At 69.6% G+C, this 15,802-nt stretch carries 14 protein-coding genes; 9 read left to right on the top strand and 5 right to left on the bottom strand.

The genetic code is table 11. From position 1 onward, the window contains the following. The first annotated feature begins 75 nt into the window (after positions 1 to 75). Both cobM and J2W78_RS23230 read left to right on the top strand, forming a co-directional pair. The gene (gene cobM, locus J2W78_RS23235) at positions 76 to 876 is read left to right on the top strand and encodes a precorrin-4 C(11)-methyltransferase (protein ID WP_253373912.1); all 801 of its coding nucleotides are present in this window, start codon (positions 76 to 78) and stop codon (positions 874 to 876) included. Further along, a complete protein-coding gene (locus J2W78_RS23230; protein ID WP_253373911.1) occupies positions 873 to 2,198 on the top strand; it encodes a cobyrinate a,c-diamide synthase in 1,326 nt (441 codons plus the stop codon). The genes cobM and J2W78_RS23230 overlap by 4 nt, the downstream gene beginning before the upstream one ends. Before the next feature lie 32 nt (positions 2,199 to 2,230). Here J2W78_RS23230 and J2W78_RS23225 read toward each other — a convergent pair whose 3' ends face one another. Further along, positions 2,231 to 2,656 (bottom strand): helix-turn-helix domain-containing protein, encoded by a 426-nt coding sequence (locus J2W78_RS23225; RefSeq protein ID WP_253373910.1) that lies wholly within the window; start codon positions 2,654 to 2,656, stop codon positions 2,231 to 2,233. Between the two features lie 452 nt (positions 2,657 to 3,108). Here J2W78_RS23225 and J2W78_RS23220 point away from each other — a divergent pair, with 452 nt between their 5' ends. Next, the gene (locus J2W78_RS23220; RefSeq protein WP_003600446.1) at positions 3,109 to 3,444 is read left to right on the top strand and encodes an antibiotic biosynthesis monooxygenase family protein; all 336 of its coding nucleotides are present in this window, start codon (positions 3,109 to 3,111) and stop codon (positions 3,442 to 3,444) included. A 141-nt stretch (positions 3,445 to 3,585) separates the two neighbouring features. Here J2W78_RS23220 and J2W78_RS23215 read toward each other — a convergent pair whose 3' ends face one another. Then, a complete protein-coding gene (locus J2W78_RS23215; protein WP_253373909.1) occupies positions 3,586 to 4,833 on the bottom strand; it encodes an MFS transporter in 1,248 nt (415 codons plus the stop codon). Between the two features lie 429 nt (positions 4,834 to 5,262). Here J2W78_RS23215 and J2W78_RS23210 point away from each other — a divergent pair, with 429 nt between their 5' ends. Then, complete coding sequence (locus J2W78_RS23210; RefSeq protein WP_253373908.1) at positions 5,263 to 6,768, top strand: sugar transferase; 1,506 nt, start codon at positions 5,263 to 5,265, stop codon at positions 6,766 to 6,768. Positions 6,769 to 6,771: 3 nt separating this feature from the next. Here the strand turns inward: J2W78_RS23210 and J2W78_RS23205 are convergent, their stop codons facing one another. Next, positions 6,772 to 7,344: a Fur family transcriptional regulator gene (locus J2W78_RS23205; RefSeq protein WP_253373907.1), complete on the bottom strand. Its 573-nt coding sequence runs from the start codon at positions 7,342 to 7,344 to the stop codon at positions 6,772 to 6,774. Positions 7,345 to 7,562: 218 nt separating this feature from the next. Here J2W78_RS23205 and J2W78_RS24785 point away from each other — a divergent pair, with 218 nt between their 5' ends. The 5 genes from J2W78_RS24785 to J2W78_RS23185 all read left to right on the top strand — a co-directional run bounded on the left by J2W78_RS24785 (position 7,563) and on the right by J2W78_RS23185 (position 14,520). Beyond that, positions 7,563 to 7,694, top strand: coding sequence for a hypothetical protein (locus J2W78_RS24785; RefSeq protein WP_003600450.1), 132 nt, complete (start codon positions 7,563 to 7,565; stop codon positions 7,692 to 7,694). Between the two features lie 8 nt (positions 7,695 to 7,702). Continuing rightward, on the top strand, positions 7,703 to 8,605 hold the full coding sequence (aztA, locus tag J2W78_RS23200) for a zinc ABC transporter ATP-binding protein AztA (RefSeq protein WP_253374124.1): 903 nt from the start codon (positions 7,703 to 7,705) through the stop codon (positions 8,603 to 8,605). Continuing rightward, positions 8,602 to 9,489, top strand: coding sequence for a metal ABC transporter permease (locus J2W78_RS23195; RefSeq protein WP_253373906.1), 888 nt, complete (start codon positions 8,602 to 8,604; stop codon positions 9,487 to 9,489). The genes aztA and J2W78_RS23195 overlap by 4 nt, the downstream gene beginning before the upstream one ends. 482 nt (positions 9,490 to 9,971) lie before the next feature. Beyond that, a complete protein-coding gene (gene dnaE, locus J2W78_RS23190) occupies positions 9,972 to 13,493 on the top strand; it encodes a DNA polymerase III subunit alpha (protein ID WP_253373905.1) in 3,522 nt (1,173 codons plus the stop codon). A gap of 241 nt (positions 13,494 to 13,734) precedes the next feature. Next, the gene (locus J2W78_RS23185) at positions 13,735 to 14,520 is read left to right on the top strand and encodes a lytic murein transglycosylase (RefSeq protein WP_253373904.1); all 786 of its coding nucleotides are present in this window, start codon (positions 13,735 to 13,737) and stop codon (positions 14,518 to 14,520) included. A gap of 69 nt (positions 14,521 to 14,589) precedes the next feature. On the opposite strand, the gene J2W78_RS23180 is transcribed toward J2W78_RS23185, so the two are convergent. Together J2W78_RS23180 and J2W78_RS23175 are read right to left on the bottom strand one after the other, a co-directional pair. Further along, positions 14,590 to 15,291 carry a gamma-glutamylcyclotransferase gene (locus J2W78_RS23180; RefSeq protein ID WP_253373903.1) on the bottom strand — a complete coding sequence of 234 codons (702 nt, stop codon included), beginning with the start codon at positions 15,289 to 15,291 and terminating at the stop codon, positions 14,590 to 14,592. Between the two features lie 44 nt (positions 15,292 to 15,335). After that, positions 15,336 to 15,728 carry a hypothetical protein gene (locus J2W78_RS23175; protein WP_253373902.1) on the bottom strand — a complete coding sequence of 131 codons (393 nt, stop codon included), beginning with the start codon at positions 15,726 to 15,728 and terminating at the stop codon, positions 15,336 to 15,338. Between the last annotated feature and the right edge of the window lie 74 nt (positions 15,729 to 15,802).

Raw genomic sequence — 15,802 nt, 5'->3', positions numbered from 1 at the left:
GGCTCCTCGGTCCCTTGCGGCGACCTCGATCATCGTCTCTCCCCAACGGCCGGTCCGATGCTGTAAGCGGGCGTCATGACCGTCCATTTCATCGGCGCCGGGCCGGGTGCTGCCGACCTCATCACCGTGCGCGGCCGCGACCGGATCGCCGCCTGCCCCGTCTGCCTCTATGCGGGCTCGCTGGTGGCGCCTGAGATCCTGTCGTGGTGCCCGGACGGCGCACGCATCGTTGACACCGCGCCGCTCGATCTCGACGCGATCATGGACGAGATTGGGCGCGCGCACGCCGCCGGCCAGGACGTGGCGCGGTTGCATTCCGGCGATCTCTCGGTCTGGAGCGCGCTGGCCGAGCAGACCCGCCGGCTCGACGCGCTCGGCATTCCCTACACCGTCACGCCGGGCGTTCCCTCGTTCGCCGCCGCCGCCGCCCTGCTGCGGCGCGAACTGACGGTGCCGGGTCTGACGCAATCGGTGGTGCTCACCCGCACCTCGGGCCGGGCGAGTCCGATGCCGGAGCGCGAACAGCTCTCCGCCTTCGCGGCCACCGGGGCGACGCTCGCGCTTCACCTCTCGATCCACGTGGTCGAGCCGACCTGCGCCGACCTCGTCCCGTTCTACGGAGCGGATTGCCCGGCGGCGGTGGTGTTCCGCGCGACCTGGCCCGACGAGCGGGTGCTGACCGGGACGCTGGCCACCCTCCCTGCCTGCGTCCAAGCAGAGAAGATCGAGCGCACCGCCCTGATCCTGGTGGGACCGGCGCTCGACCCGGCGGATTTTCGCGAGAGCGCGCTCTACGCCCCCGATTACGACCGCCGCTTCCGCCCCCGCGGTGCGGTCGGCGCACCCGGCACACCGTCGAGCGAGGCCGCATCATGACCCCCGCTCCCGGCCTCCTCGTCGCGGCGCCGCGCTCCGGCTCCGGCAAGACCACGGTGACGCTCGCGCTGATGCGGGCCCTGCGCCGCCGCGGCGTGGCGATCCGCGGCGCGAAATGCGGGCCGGACTACATCGATCCCGCCTTCCACGAGGCGGCGACGGGCCTGCCCAGCCTCAACCTCGACAGCTTCGCCATGCCGGACGCGCTGCTCGATGCCTGCGCGGGCCTGAGCGCGCTTGAGGCCGATCTTGTCGTGGCCGAGGGCTCGATGGGCCTGCATGACGGCATCGTCGCGGGCGAAGGCCGCACGGGCGCCAACGCCGACATCGCCGCGCGTTACGGCTGGCCGGTGGTCCTGGTGCTCGACGTGTCGGGGGCCGCGCAATCGGCGGCGGCCGTGGCGCTCGGCTGCGCGGCCTACGATGCGCGGATCCGGATCGCGGGCGTGATCCTCAACAAGGTCGCGAGCCCACGCCACCGCCGTCTGGTCGAGGCGGGGCTGTCACGGGTGGGGCTGCCGGTGCTCGGCGCCTTCCCGCGCGAGGCGAATCTCGTCCTGCCCGAACGCCATCTCGGCCTCGTCCAGGCCGGCGAGACCGCCGACCTCCACGCCCGCCTCGACCGGCTCGCCGACCTCGCGGAAACCTCCCTCGACCTCGACGCGATTCTGGCCGTGGCCGGCGGGCACGCCCCCGCCGCGACCGAGGGCCTGCCGAGGCCGCCGGCGCAGCGGATCGCGGTGGCGCGGGACGCCGCCTTCTCGTTCCTCTATCCGCACATGCTGGCTGGATGGCGCGCGGCCGGGGCCGAGATCGTGCCGTTCTCGCCGCTGGCCGACGAGGCGCCGGGGGCCGACTGCGACGCCTGCTGGCTACCCGGCGGCTACCCCGAGCTGCATGCGGGCCGGCTCGCGACGGCAGGCCATTTCCTCGGCGGCCTACGGGACTTCGCGCAGACCCGGCCGGTCCACGGAGAGTGCGGCGGCTACATGGTTCTGGGCGAGAGCCTGGAGGATGCGGACGGGCTCACCCATCCGATGTGCGGCCTGCTGCCGGTCGCGACCTCGTACCGGCGGCGCAAGCTCCATCTCGGCTACCGCGTCGCGCATCTCCTCGACGACGGGCTGCTCGGCATTGCCGGCACGCGCCTCGTCGGGCACGAATTCCATTACGCGAGCGAACTCACGCCCGCGCCGGGGGACGATCTCGCACTCGCGCGGGTGACGGATGCGGAAGGGGTGCCGCTCGGCCTCGCCGGCCACCGCCGGGGCCGTGTCACGGGCAGCTTCTTCCACCTGATCGCCGGAACGGCGGACACGTGACGCGGGCCGGCGGCGATGCCGGCCCAACGCCTTCAGCTCGGACGCGTCTCGACGGCGTCGACGACTTCCGGGTCCTTCTTGCGGCCGAGGCGGGCGGCGCTGCGCACGATCGCCAGAACCTCGCGGCGCATCTGATCGTCCTCGATCGTCGCGAAGGCGCGCAGCAGATCGACGGCCCCGTGTGCGCGCAGGAAGCCGAACACCTCCGTCTGTTCCTGGGCGGCGGCGCCGTCGCCTTCCTCGAAGAAGGCGGAGACCGGAACTTCGAGCAGACGGGCGATCTCGCGCAGGCGCCCGGCGCCGACGCGGTTCTGGCCCTTCTCGTATTTCTGGACCTGCTGGAAGGTCACACCCACCGCGGTCCCGAGTGCGGTCTGGCTCAGTCCGCGCGCCTTGCGCAGCGCGGTGATCCGGAGCCCGACGAGGCGGTCGACATCGGTTGTCTGTTTCGGCATCATCTTACGGCACGGTCCCTGTTCGATGTCGCGGACCGACCCAAGGACCTCAGGTCGGCAGCGCTTGAGCCTCAGCCAGCGTCTTCGGGCATCTCGAAACGCTTCTACTACCGGAACAGGTCAGGCAGATGCGTTTTGGATGCCCTCGTATCGCAGGGTTTTAGCCTAGCCGCAGCATCACCATGAAGTGCATACACAATGCAAGAGCCTACCTGTTTTCGGATGAAAGTTTTCAGTTTTCCGGCAAGTTTACGTTCATCAGCCGTTCCTGCGGCCAAACCGGCAACTCCGTCCGGAGTTTGGTAGGATTTCACACGAATGCGCTGAGGCGAGACCATCCGTACCCTGGTCGGTGCGGATGGTCCCGCCTCAGGCTACGAGCCGAACTACGTAGAGTTATCATCTGCGGGCGGTCGCGTTGAGCGCCTGCTCGCCCAGATCGGGAGCGTCACGGCATGTTCATCGCAATGAACCGGTTCAAGGTCGTCAAGGAATCGGCGGAGGACTTCGAGCAGGTTTGGCTCGGACGCGACAGTCACCTCGGCGAGATGGAGGGCTTCGTGGAGTTCCATATGCTCAAGGGGCCGGAGGCCGAGGACCACATCCTCTACGCCTCGCACACGGTCTGGCGCTCGCGCGCCGATTTCGAGGCGTGGACCCGCTCGGAACAGTTCCGCAAGGCGCATGGCCGGGTGCCCGGCACTAAGCCGCTCTATCTCGGCCACCCGCAATTCGAGGGCTTCGAGTCGATCCAGACCCTCGCCCGTCCGCAGAACGAGCAGGCCGCCTAACCGCCATCCCGAGCGCCTCGTCCCGGAGATCGGATCCGGGGCGAGGCGCTCATTCGTTGCCCTCGTCCGGTGTGAGGAAAATCGACCGGGGGCGTTGCGAGGCGATGCTCCGGGCGGATGCGCACTCGCCCGGCCGCGATCCTACCGCAGCCGCGGCAGGAACACCGCCATCAGCCCGAGTGCGGGGAGGAAGGCGCAGAGATCGTAGACCCGCTCGATGCCGACATGATCGGCCATTTCCCCGAGCAGCGCGGCGCCGAGGCCGCCCATGCCGAAGGCGAAGCCGAAGAACAGGCCGCCGACGAGCCCGATCCGCCCCGGCAATAGTTCCTGTGCGTAGACGAGGATCGCCGGCATGGCGGAGGCCAGAATCAGTCCGATCGGCACCGAGAGGGCCACCGTCCAGAACAGGTTCATGTGCGGCAGGGCGAGCGAGAACGGCAGCACCCCGAGAATCGAGAGCCAGATCACGAGCTTGCGCCCGAAGCGGTCCCCAATGGGTCCACCGAGAATCGTGCCCGCCGCCACCGCACCGAGGAAGACGAACAGGTAGACCTGCGCGAGCGCCACCGGCACGCCGAAGCGGTGAATCAGGTAGAACGTGTAATAGGAAGAAAAACTCGCCATGTAGAAGTATTTGGAGAAGACCAGTCCCAGCAGGATCGCGATCGTCGCGACGATCCGCGCGCGGCTGAGGCGGCCGGATGCGGCACCCGTGCCTTTCCGGGCCGTTCGCGGCGTCGCGGCGAGCCGCTGCGCGTACCAGCGGCCGACCGTACCGAGCACGAGGATGCCGGCGAGTGCGGCGAGGCAGAACCACGCGACGCTGCCCTGGCCATGCGGCACCACGATGAAAGCCGCGAGCAATGGCCCGAGCGCCGTGCCGGCATTGCCGCCGACCTGGAAGACCGATTGCGCCAGACCGTAGCGGCCGCCGGAGGCGAGCCGCGCCACCCGGCTCGCCTCGGGATGGAAGATGGCGGAGCCCAGCCCGATCAGCGCCGCGGCGGCGAGCAGGGCGCCGTAGACCGAGGCCACCGACAGAAGGGCGAGCCCGGCCATGGACAGCACCATGCCGGCAGCCAGCGAGTAGGGTAGCGGGCGCCGGTCTGTGTAGAGGCCGACGCCCGGTTGAAGCAGAGAAGCCGTCCCCTGGAACACGAAGGTGATGAGGCCGATCTGCCCGAAATCGAGGTGGAAGCCCGCCTTGAGCAGCGGATAGATCGCCGGCAGAAGCGACTGCACGAGATCGTTGAGGAGGTGCGAGAGGCTGAGGCCGAGGAGCACCGCCAGGGCCGGGGAGGCCTGTGCGCACGCCTGGGCCGGCGCCGTCACCGCGACCTCGGGCGAGCCGGGCAATCCTGGATTCTCAATCGCTTCGGCTCTCATGCCGCACTCCGTCCGGACGGCAGTCCGCAGTGCTGACCGGACGGCCCTTCCGCATTGATTTGTTCAAAAAATAAGTGCTGATCTTTCAAGGCCTCGCACCGCGATGCCACCGATTCCCTCGTAGAAAACCCGTCTTTCGTTCCACATCGGCCGCCGATCGTATCCAGGGGATCGATTGGGGGCCGTTCCGCGTTCGGCCCGCACACCGTGACGGGACCGGCCTTCCGGAGAATCGGTCCAAGGATCGGTCATCCGGAAGGCCGAGCTTTCGTTCGTCGGTTCGTATGTCAGTCCCGTTTGGCCCGAGCAACGGCACCGGCACGCATCCGGTGCGCGGCTTGCGCGGGGAGCCGCAGAACCGGGCGCGGCGACCGAAAACGTCCCGCGTCGGGACACTTCACAGCCCCAGGGCAGCACAGCGCGGGACACATGTTTCACGAGCGCCCCCCTCAGCAGTATCAGCGGCTGCCCGGTGACGGGGTGAGCCGCTCCGTCTGGGCCTCGCTTCTGCCGCGTCGGCGGCGCATGGCCCTGCGCGTGGGCATCTCGGCCTCGCTGCTTGCGGCCGATCTCGTGGCGATCTTCGCGGTCGGCTTCGCGGTGGATGCGACCTACCACGCCTATCTCGGCGACGGGGAACTGATCCCGCTCGCCAATAGCATGAACCTTCAGACGGCCGGCTTCCTGTCCCTGATCGTCGTGCTGACCAACCTCGCCCGCGGCGAATACAGCATCGAGCGCTGCCTGTCGCAGACGCCGCATCTGCAGCGCCGGGCGACGCTCTGGCTCATGGCCTGGGCGGTCGCCCTGCTGATCGGCTTCGCGACGAAGACCACACAGGACTTCTCCCGCGTCGCCTCGGTCGCTTTCTTCCTCGCCGGCCTGCCGGTCACGATTCTCGTCCGCGCGGCGACGGTGGCGCTGGTGCGCCGCAGCAGCACCTCCGGCTCGCCCTCCGCCAGCCGGGTCCACCTCGTCGGCTACGAGGAGGATGTGACGAACTTCTACGCCAACAACGATGTCGAGGCGCTGGGATTGCGCATCGTCGGGACGAGCTACCTGCGCCGCCCCGAGCCCACATCCGGCATGGGGAACGCGGAGACCTTGCTCGCCGAGGATCTCGACCTCGCGGTCTCGGTGGTGCGGTTCCTGCGGCCCGACGACGTGTTCGTGCTGGTGCCGTGGTCGGAGCCCGCCGACATCGAGCGCTGCATCGATGCCTTCCTGCGGGTGCCGGCCGCCCTGCATCTGCGGCCCGGCACGATGATGGACCGCTTCCCCGATCTGCAGGTCGCCCGGGTCGGCCGGCTCTCGGGCATCAATATCGGCCGACGTCCGCTCTCGGTCGGCGAGATCCTGCTCAAGCGCGCCTGCGACGTGACGCTGGCCGGGATCGGGCTGCTGATGCTCGCGCCCCTGTTCATCGCGCTCGCGGTCCTGATCAAGCTCGACAGTCCCGGACCGGTCTTCTTCCGGCAGCGGCGCTACGGCTTCAACCAAGAGGCCTTCGGCGTCTTCAAGTTCCGCAGCATGAAGGCCGCCCCCGACGCCCCCTTCCGGCAGGCCTCGCGCAACGACGAGCGCATCACCCGCGTCGGCGCCCTGCTGCGCCGGACCAATCTCGACGAGCTGCCGCAGCTCCTGAACGTGATCCGGGGCGACATGTCGCTCGTCGGCCCCCGGCCGCACGCCCTGGCGCATGACCGCAGCTTCGAGCGCCGCATCGCCCTCTACGCCCGCCGCCACAACGTGAAGCCGGGCATCACCGGTTGGGCGCAGGTGAACGGCTTTCGCGGTGAGACGCGGACCGATGCGGCGATGGAGAGCCGCGTCCAGGCCGACCTGCACTACATCGACAACTGGTCGCTCTGGCTCGACATCACGATCCTGTTCCGGACGATCGCTTCGCCGCGCGCCTACCGCAACGCGTGCTGATCGCTACGCGCGACCCGCCTCGTCCGGCAACGCATCGCCGCGCCCGCGGCAGGCTCCGCACTCCCCCTCGACCTCCAGAATCCGGCTCGTTGGGGTGAAGCCGGCCCCGGCCAGCGTCTGGTCGAGGGCGCTCTCGACGGCCGGGGCGGTCATCTCGTCGATGCCGCCGCAGGTGCGGCAGATCAGGAAGACGAGGCCCGCCCCCGCGCCGTGCTCGTGCCCGCACGAGACGAAGGCGTTGCGGCTGGAGATGCGGTGGACCAAGCCCTGCTCGGTGAGGAAATCGAGCGCCCGGTAGACCGACACCGCCGCGACCCGGCGCCCGGGGGCGCTCATCCGCTCGGCGATGTCGTAGGCGCCCAGCGGCTTGTGCTCCGCCGCCACCGCCGCGAGCACGTCCCGCCGCAGACGCGTGAACTGCAAGGCGCGCGCCTGACAGAGCCGCTCCGCCCGCTCGATCACGTCCTCGACCGAGACGGCAGGCCCGCCGCAGCCGGATGCGCCATGACTGTGATGGTCATGCGCGTGCCCGTCCCCGTCGCCCTGGCCGTGCTCCTGCTGCGCGTGACCGCGCATCCCGACCTCCCCGGTCTCGGCGCCCGGTGTCGCCGCTTATCGTTACCGCTCGTCTCGACACTCGGCACGGGCCGATTGAACTCGGCCCATGTTACAGTGTATCAGCCCGACCAAGATAGGCGTCCGGCCGCAATCGGGCAACGAGGCGGGCAACGGCACGGGCTACATCATCCCGGCCTCCGCGACACCGCCCGCGCCGGTCCATCCTCGGAGATCCCATGACCCGTGCCGGCGGGACCGTCCGCCTCCCGCGCCGCTCGCTGTTCCGCAGCGGGGTCGGCCCTCGTCTCGCGGCCGCCCTCATCCTGTCGAGCCTGCTCTGGGCCGTGATCCTGTGGGCCAAATCGTGACCGAAAGCGTGAGTGGCGAGGCGGTGCGCGCAGGCGCCATCCGGTTCCGGGGCCTGACGCTCGGCTACGACCGGCATCCGGCGGTTCACCATCTCGACGGCACCATCGCGCCCGGCGACCTGCTCGCCGTGGTCGGACCGAACGGCGCGGGCAAGTCGACCCTTCTGAAAGGCATCGTCGGCGAGATCCGCCCGCTCGACGGGAGCGTCGAGGCGGGGCCGCGCTCCGGCGCCGTCGCCTACCTGCCGCAGGCCGCCGAGATCGACCGCAGCTTCCCCTTGAGCGTCCTCGACCTCGTGGCGATGGGGCTGTGGCGCCCGATCGGCGCGTGGCGCAGCCTCACCCGCCAGCGCAGCCGCCTGATCGAGGCGCTCGCGGCGGTCGGGCTCAACGGCTTCGAGGACCGACCGATCGGCACCCTCTCCGGCGGGCAGTTCCAGCGCGCCCTGTTCGCCCGGCTGATCCTGCAGGACGCGCGGATCATCCTGCTCGACGAGCCCTTCACGGGCATCGACGAGCGCACCACCGCCGACCTGCTGACTCTGATCCGCGGCTGGCACCGCGAGGGCCGGACCGTGGTCGCGGCCCTGCACGACCTCGGTCAGGTGCGCGCGCATTTCGCCTCGACCCTCGTTCTGGCCCGCCGGCCCATCGCCTGGGGGCCGACGCGCGAAGTGCTGACGCCGCCGGTGCTGGCCCGGGCGCTGCGCCTGTCGGAAGCCTGGGACGAGGCGGCCGCGATCTGCCGCCATGACGCACACGAGCATGACGCGCACGAGGCGCATCATGGGACGGACCACGGAGGCTCCGCGGAGCCGCAGGTTCCGGGGCACAGCCACAGCCACGATCATCACGAGCACGGCCATCATGATCACGACCATGGCCGCGCGCATCACGGGGCCGTCTCGTGACGCTTGCCGATCTGCTTGATTTCCTGATCGGCCCCTTCGTCGAGTTCGGCTTCATGCGCCGGGCGCTCGCCGGGTGCCTCGCCCTATCGCTGTCGGCGCCGCCGCTCGGGGTCTTCCTGATGCTGCGCCGGATGAGCCTGATGAGCGAGGCGATGAGCCACGCTATCCTGCCCGGCGCCGCCGCGGGCTTCCTCGTCGCCGGGCTGTCGCTGCCGGCGATGACGCTGGGCGGACTCGTGGCCGGACTCGCGGTGGCTTTGGCCGCCGGGCTCGTCACCCGCTCGACCGTGCTGAAGGAGGATGCGAGTCTGGCCGCCTTCTACCTGATCTCGCTGGCGGGCGGGGTGTTCCTCGTGTCGCTGCGCGGCTCGCAGGTCGATCTGCTGCACATCCTGTTCGGCACCGTGCTGGCGCTCGACGACGACGCGCTCACGCTGCTCGGCGGTATCAGTAGCCTCACACTGGTCGCGCTCGCCCTGCTCTACCGCCCGCTGGTGATCGAGTGCGTCGATCCGCTGTTCCTGCGCACCGTCAGCCGCGCCGGCGGCCCTGTGCACTCGGCCTTCCTCGCGCTGGTGGTGGTCAACCTCGTCGGAGGGTTCCAAGCGCTCGGCACGCTGCTGGCGGTCGGCCTGATGCTGCTGCCGGCGATCACCGCCCGGTTCTGGGCCGCCGACCTGTCGGGCCTGATCCCCGTGGCGATGCTGGTCTCGATGCTCTCCAGCGTGACCGGCCTGCTCGTCTCCTACCATGCCGGCATCCGGCTCCCGACCGGGCCGGCGATCGTGCTGGCAGCGGGCGCGCTCTACCTCGTCTCGATGCTGGTCGGCCCCCGCGGGGGCCTGCTCCACCGCCTCGTACGGCGGCGTCACTTGGAGGCGTGAGGCGAATCGCGCGGCGATCCGATGCGTGAGGGCGCTTGAAGGGCCGATTCGCCGATGGCTACCGTGGCGCCGGCAACACATCGTTCACCATTCCATCGCGTCGTTCGGTCCCGAGGCTTTACACAGAACAAAACAGGAACAAAGATCGCTCCATCAACAGGGAGTGAAAGCGATGACCAAGCGTGTGCTCTTCACCAGCCTCGTCGAGTTCACCGCCTTTGGCCTGCTCTTCGGAGCGGTCGCGCTCTGGGCGGTAGCCTTGGCGCCGATCCATTAAGGGTTCGCATTCGAGCGCTGTTTGTTCCGGCATCGGCTGCGTTGCTCACAGGAAAGGGCACCGGGCCGGTGTTTTCGGCCCGCCCCGGCGATCCGCACGGCGTCGGGCGCGAAGAGCGGTGGATATCGGGCGTGGTGCGGCGCCTTGGTGACAGACTCGGAAGGCATGGAGCGGCGATCTTAGCGGGCTCCGAGCAGGGTCCTTCATGGCGCGCACACTCAAAGAGGTCGGCTTCGTCCACCTCCATGTCCACTCGTCCTACTCGCTGCTCGAAGGCGGCGTGAAGGCGGGCGATCTCGTCAAGGCGGCCGCGGCCGACCGGCAGCCCGCGCTCGCGCTCACCGACACCAACAACCTGTTCGGGGCGCTGGAATTCTCCGAATACGCCGCCAAGGCCGGAATCCAGCCGATCGCCGGCCTCCAGCTCACGGTGTGCTTCGAGGCGCCGGACCCGATGGCGCGGATGCCGCAGGCCGGCTGCGCCAACATCGTACTGCTCGCCCAGGACGAGACCGGCTACGGCAACCTCCTGCGGCTCGGCAGCCGGGCCCATTTCGACGGCCCGCTCGGCGCCGCGCCCAACCTCGCCGTCTCGGCACTCGAGGGCAACGTCGAGGGACTGATCGGCCTGACCGGCGGGCTCACGGGGCCCCTCGACACCAGCCTGCGCGCCGGCCGCGCCGATCAGGCCGCGCGCCGCCTGGAAATCCTGAAGGGGGCGTTCGGCGAGGAGCGCCTCTACGTCGAGATCCAGCGCCACGGCCTCGACGACGAACGCGCGGTCGAGCGCGAATTGCTGCGGCTCGCCGACACGAACGGCCTCGGCATCGTCGCGACGAACGAGCCGTTCTTCGCCAAGCCCGGCGATTACGACGCCCACGACGCGCTGCTCGCCATCGCCGAGGGCCGCCTCGTCTCCGACGAGCGCCGCCGTCGCCTCACCCCGCGTCACGCCTTCACCACGCGCACCGCGATGATGGAGCTGTTCCGCGATCTGCCGGACGCGCTCGCAGCCTCCGTCGAGATCGCCATGCGCTGCGCCGTTCGGGCGCGCACCCGCAAACCCATCCTGCCGAACTTCGCCAGCGTCGCCGCGGGCGAGGCCCCGCCCATGGCCGAGGTGCTGGCCGAGGCCGCCGAGGCGCCGGTTCAGGCGGTGGCCGCCGACGAGCCGACCGAGTTGTGCCGTCAGGCCGAGGCCGGGCTGGAGCTGCGCTTGAAGCAGCACGGCACCGCCCCCGGTTTCACCGAGGAGGATTACCGCGCGCGGCTGAAGTTCGAGCTCGATGTCATCGTCAAGATGAAGTTCCCAGGCTACTTCCTGATCGTCTCGGACTTCATCAAGTGGGCCAAGGACCACGACATCCCCGTCGGACCCGGCCGCGGCTCGGGCGCGGGCTCCCTGGTGGCGTGGTCGCTCCTCATCACCGATCTCGATCCGCTTCGGTTCGGCCTGCTGTTCGAGCGCTTTCTGAACCCTGAGCGCGTCTCGATGCCGGACTTCGACATCGACTTCTGCGTCGAGGGCCGCGAGCGGGTGATCCGCTACGTGCAGCAGCGCTACGGCGAGCGGCAGGTCGGGCAGATCATCACCTTCGGTACCCTGCTCGCCCGCGGCGTGCTGCGCGACGTCGGCCGCGTGCTGGAAATGCCCTACGGGCAGGTCGACAAGCTGACCAAGCTCGTGCCGCAGAACCCGGCCAACCCCGTGACGCTGGCCCAGGCGATCGAGGGCGAGCCGAAGCTCCAGCAGGCGATCGAGGAGGAGCCGATCGTCGCCCGCCTCGTCGAGATCTCGAAGAAGCTCGAAGGCCTGCACCGCCACGCCTCGACCCACGCCGCCGGCGTGGTGATCGGCGACCGGCCCCTCGAAGAGCTGGTGCCGCTCTACCGAGACCCGAAGACGGGCATGCGGGTGACCCAGTTCAACATGAAGTGGGTCGAGCAAGCCGGCTTGGTGAAGTTCGACTTCCTCGGCCTCAAGACCCTGACGATGCTGCGTTGCTGCACCGACCTCTTGAAGCAGCGCGGCATCGAGGTCGATCTCGCCCAGATCCCGCTCGACGACAAGAAAACCTACGAGCCGATGGGCCGGGGCGAGACCGTTGCGGTGTTCCAGGTGGAATCCGCCGGCATGCGCAAGGCGCTCTGCGAGATGCAGGCCGACCGCCTGGAGGACATCATCGCGCTGGTGGCGCTCTACCGGCCGGGCCCGATGGCCAACATCCCGGTCTATTGCGAGCGCAAGCTCGGGCGCGACGCCGGCAACGAGGCCTCTTGGTACTCACACCCGATGCTGGAGCCGATCCTGAAGGAGACCTTCGGGATCATCGTCTACCAAGAGCAGGTGATGGAGGTCGCCAAGGTTCTGGCCGGCTACACCCTGGGCGAGGCCGACATGCTCCGCCGCGCCATGGGCAAGAAGATCAAAGCGGAGATGGACGCCCAGCGCGACCGCTTCGTGAAGGGCTGCCTCGACAGCGGAATCGCGCAGGCGAAGGCCAACGAGATCTTCGACCTACTCGCGAAGTTCGCGGATTACGGCTTCAACAAGTCCCACGCGGCGGCCTACGCGCTGGTGACCTACCAGACCGCCTATCTCAAGGCGAACCATCCGGTCGAGTTCCTGGCCGCGGCCATGACGCTCGACATCGACAACACCGACAAGCTCGCCGAATTCCGCCAGGACGCGCAGCGCCTGAAGATCACCGTCGAGCCGCCCTCGGTGAACACCTCCGGCGTGGTGTTCGACGTGGATAAGGGGCGCATCCTCTACGCGCTCGCCGCGATCAAGGGCGTCGGCCGCGCGGCGGTGGAATCGATCGTCGCCGCCCGCGGCGACACACCGTTCAAGGACCTCGCCTGTTTCGCCCGGCGCCTGAACCCGCGCCACGTCAACAAGCGCACGCTGGAGAACCTGATCGCGGCCGGGGCGCTCGACTGCATCGAGCCGGACCGGGCGCGGGCCTGGGCCGCGGTCGAGCCGATGATGAAGATGGCCCAGGGCGCGGCCGAGGCCGAGACCTCGGGCATCACCGACATGTTCGGCGGCGTCGCTTCGGTGGATGTGGCGTTGCGCATCCCAGCCCACGAGTTCTGGACCCACACCGACAAGCTGAAGCGCGAATGCGACGCCATCGGCTTCTTCCTCTCGGGCCATCCGCTCGACGAGTACGGACCGATCCTCGAAAAGCTGCGGGTCCAGTCCTGGGCCGATTTCTGCCGGGGGGTGCGGGCGGGCACGGCCAGCGTGGGCCGCATCGCCGCCTCGGTGCTCGACCGCTCGGAGCGGCGCACCAAGAGCGGCAACAAGCTCGGCATCGTCATCCTCTCGGACCAGACCGGGCATTTCGAGGCGATCATCTTCTCCGAGGGGCTCAACCAGTACCGCGACATCCTCGAACCCGGCCGGCCGCTGGTGCTGACGATCCAGGCCAACCTGGAGGGCGAGGACGTGCGCGCCCGCATCACCACCGCCGAGCCGCTCGATCAGGCCGCCGCCCGCCACCAGAAGGGCATGCGCATCTTCCTGCGCGACGACCGCGCCTTGAGTTCGGTGCAGCAGCGCCTGACCCTGCGCGGCGAGGGCGAGGTCTCGCTGATCCTCATTCTCGACGGCGGCGAGCGCGAGGTCGAGGTGCGCCTGAAGGACCGCTATCAGGCGACCCCGCAAGTCGCGGGGGCGCTGCGCGCCGTGCCGGGGGTGGTTCAGGTCGAGGTGAACTGAGCGGGCCGCCCCCTTCATCCGCCGGTAACCAATCCGATCACGTCTGCAAGATAGTGGCGTTGCAGCACCTTTCGTGCCTCACCGCCGCCACAGCTCGGTGATTCTGCCAAAGTATGGTTCGGCCAAGCATAAGATGCCGGGCGGGCGTTCCCGTGGGTGGAACACGCCCGGCTCCGCGGCGCGGCCGAAGCCCTGTGATTGCCGCGGCGCCGCGTGTGGCCGCCGCCTGATGGAGTGTGGGATGACCGGACACGGTTTGAGACTGGTGGCGGTTGCCGCCCTGATGGGGCTGGCCGGCACGGCGCAGGCGGCGCAGTGCGGCAACAGCGCCGCCGGCTTCGAGGCCTGGAAGGACGAGTTCGCCGCCGAGGCCAAGGGCCGGGCGAGCCCGGCCTCCCTCGCGGCGCTCGCCAACACCTCCTACTCCACCGCGACCATCTCGGCGGATCGCGGCCAGAAGAGCTTCAAGCTCTCCCTCGACCAGTTCCTGGCCAAGCGCGGCGGCAACGTCATCGTCTCCCGCGGGCGCACCCTCAAGGCTCAGAACGCGGCGCTCTTCGCCTCGATCGAGCAGCGCTACGGCGTGCCGCCGGGCCCGCTTCTGGCGATCTGGGGCATGGAAACCGGCTTCGGCGCGGTGAAGGGCAACGTCAACACCCTCTCGGCGGTGGCGACGCTGGCCTACGATTGCCGCCGCTCGGCCTACTTCACCGATCAGCTCTACGCAGCGCTCAAGCTCGTCGACAGCGGGGTGCTCACCTCCGCCACCCGCGGTGCGGCCCACGGCGAGGTCGGCCACACCCAGTTCCTGCCGAAAAACGTCCTGACCTACGGCGTCGGCGGCAGCCTCGACAGCGCGCCGGTCGCGCTGAACTCCACCGCCAACTTCCTGAAGGGTCACGGCTGGCAGCGCGGCGCGGGCTACCAGCCCGGCGAGCCGAACTTCGCCGCGATCCAGGGCTGGAACGCCGCCGGCGTCTACCAGCGCGCCATCGCGCTCCTCGGCGCCCGGATCGACGGGCAGTAATCTTCCGTCACTGCGAGCGGAGCGAAGCCGTCCACGGCGCGGCCCTTTCCGGAAAGGTCGCGCCCTGGATCACTTCGGCGGGCAGACTGTCCGCCTCGCCGGCAGGCGCTCGGCCACGAGCGCCTGGAGCGACCACAGGTGCCGATCGTGGATGCCGAGCCGGGCGCAGGCCTCCACGGTGCGGAACAGATACTCGGCGCTCGGGCCCAGATGCCCGCAGGCCGCGGCGATCTTGTCCGCGATCTCGGTGTCGGAGAGGCGGCCGGTGTAGCGGTCGCTCTGCCGGTTCACCATGAAGGTCAGCGCCATGACCGGCCCGGTCTCCGTCTCGACGGTGACCCAGCGGCCCTCGTAGCCCTTGCCCTTCATCTCCCGCCGCCAGACCGGCATCAGGATGCCATGCGGGTCGGCATCGTCCAGGCGGAGGGCGACGCCGCGGCAGATCCCGCCCCGGTCGAGCCCCAGCACCAAGCCCGGATTCTCCGGCGTGCCGCGAAACCGCCGCTGCAGCAGGCAGAACCGGCGATGCCAGCCCCGCAGCGTGCCGAGCCGCTGCTCGGTAAAGGCGAATTCCGGGTTCCACAGCAGCGAGCCATAGGCGAACACCCATAGCCCGCCCTCGGGTGCGGCGCGACGGGTCAGCATCGCCGCGAGTTCGGGCGCGAGGTCGGCGTCGGAGAGCAGCGTCAGCGCGTCCGGGTCGTCGGGAACGGTGTCGGGATGGGCACGGGCGATCAGGTCGAGGGAGAGCGACAGGGAACGAGAGGCCATCGGGCCGGAACGGACCATTTTTGGGCAGGCGCGCGCAACCCCCTTCAGCCCCCCGGCATGTCCAGCTCCGAAAACGGCTCGCTGCGATGCCCCTCGCAGGTCTCCTCCTCGTCCCGCAGGACGGTGAGCGCCCCGGCCTCCTCCCGCACCACGAGCTTGGGCCGTTCCGGCTTGCCGAAGGTGCGTCCGCTCATCCGGGTCGAGATGCAGTAAAGCTGGCGCCCGCCATCCTCGAACGGGCCGGCGATCCGGCTATGCGCGAACCGCACCGGGATCAGCGAGACCGAACCGAACGCGACCTGATTGCGCGCCAACGCGGCGATCCGCTCGCGGACCGTGCCGGTGGCGGCGGAGGGTGAAGGCGGGGCAGCGGTCGCAGTGCAGCCGCCGACCGCGAAGGCTATCGCCAGCATCACCCCGCCGCGCCGCCCGACCATCGCGAAATCTCCCGTTGCGGGAAAAGCGTAGCGGTTTCGAGCAGGGCGCGAAACGGGGCAATCGTCCGCAAGGG

This window comes from Methylorubrum extorquens (genome assembly GCF_024169925.1).
In the GTDB taxonomy this organism is placed as follows: domain Bacteria; phylum Pseudomonadota; class Alphaproteobacteria; order Rhizobiales; family Beijerinckiaceae; genus Methylobacterium; species Methylobacterium extorquens_A.
This window is presented reverse-complemented; position numbering and strand designations above follow the sequence as displayed.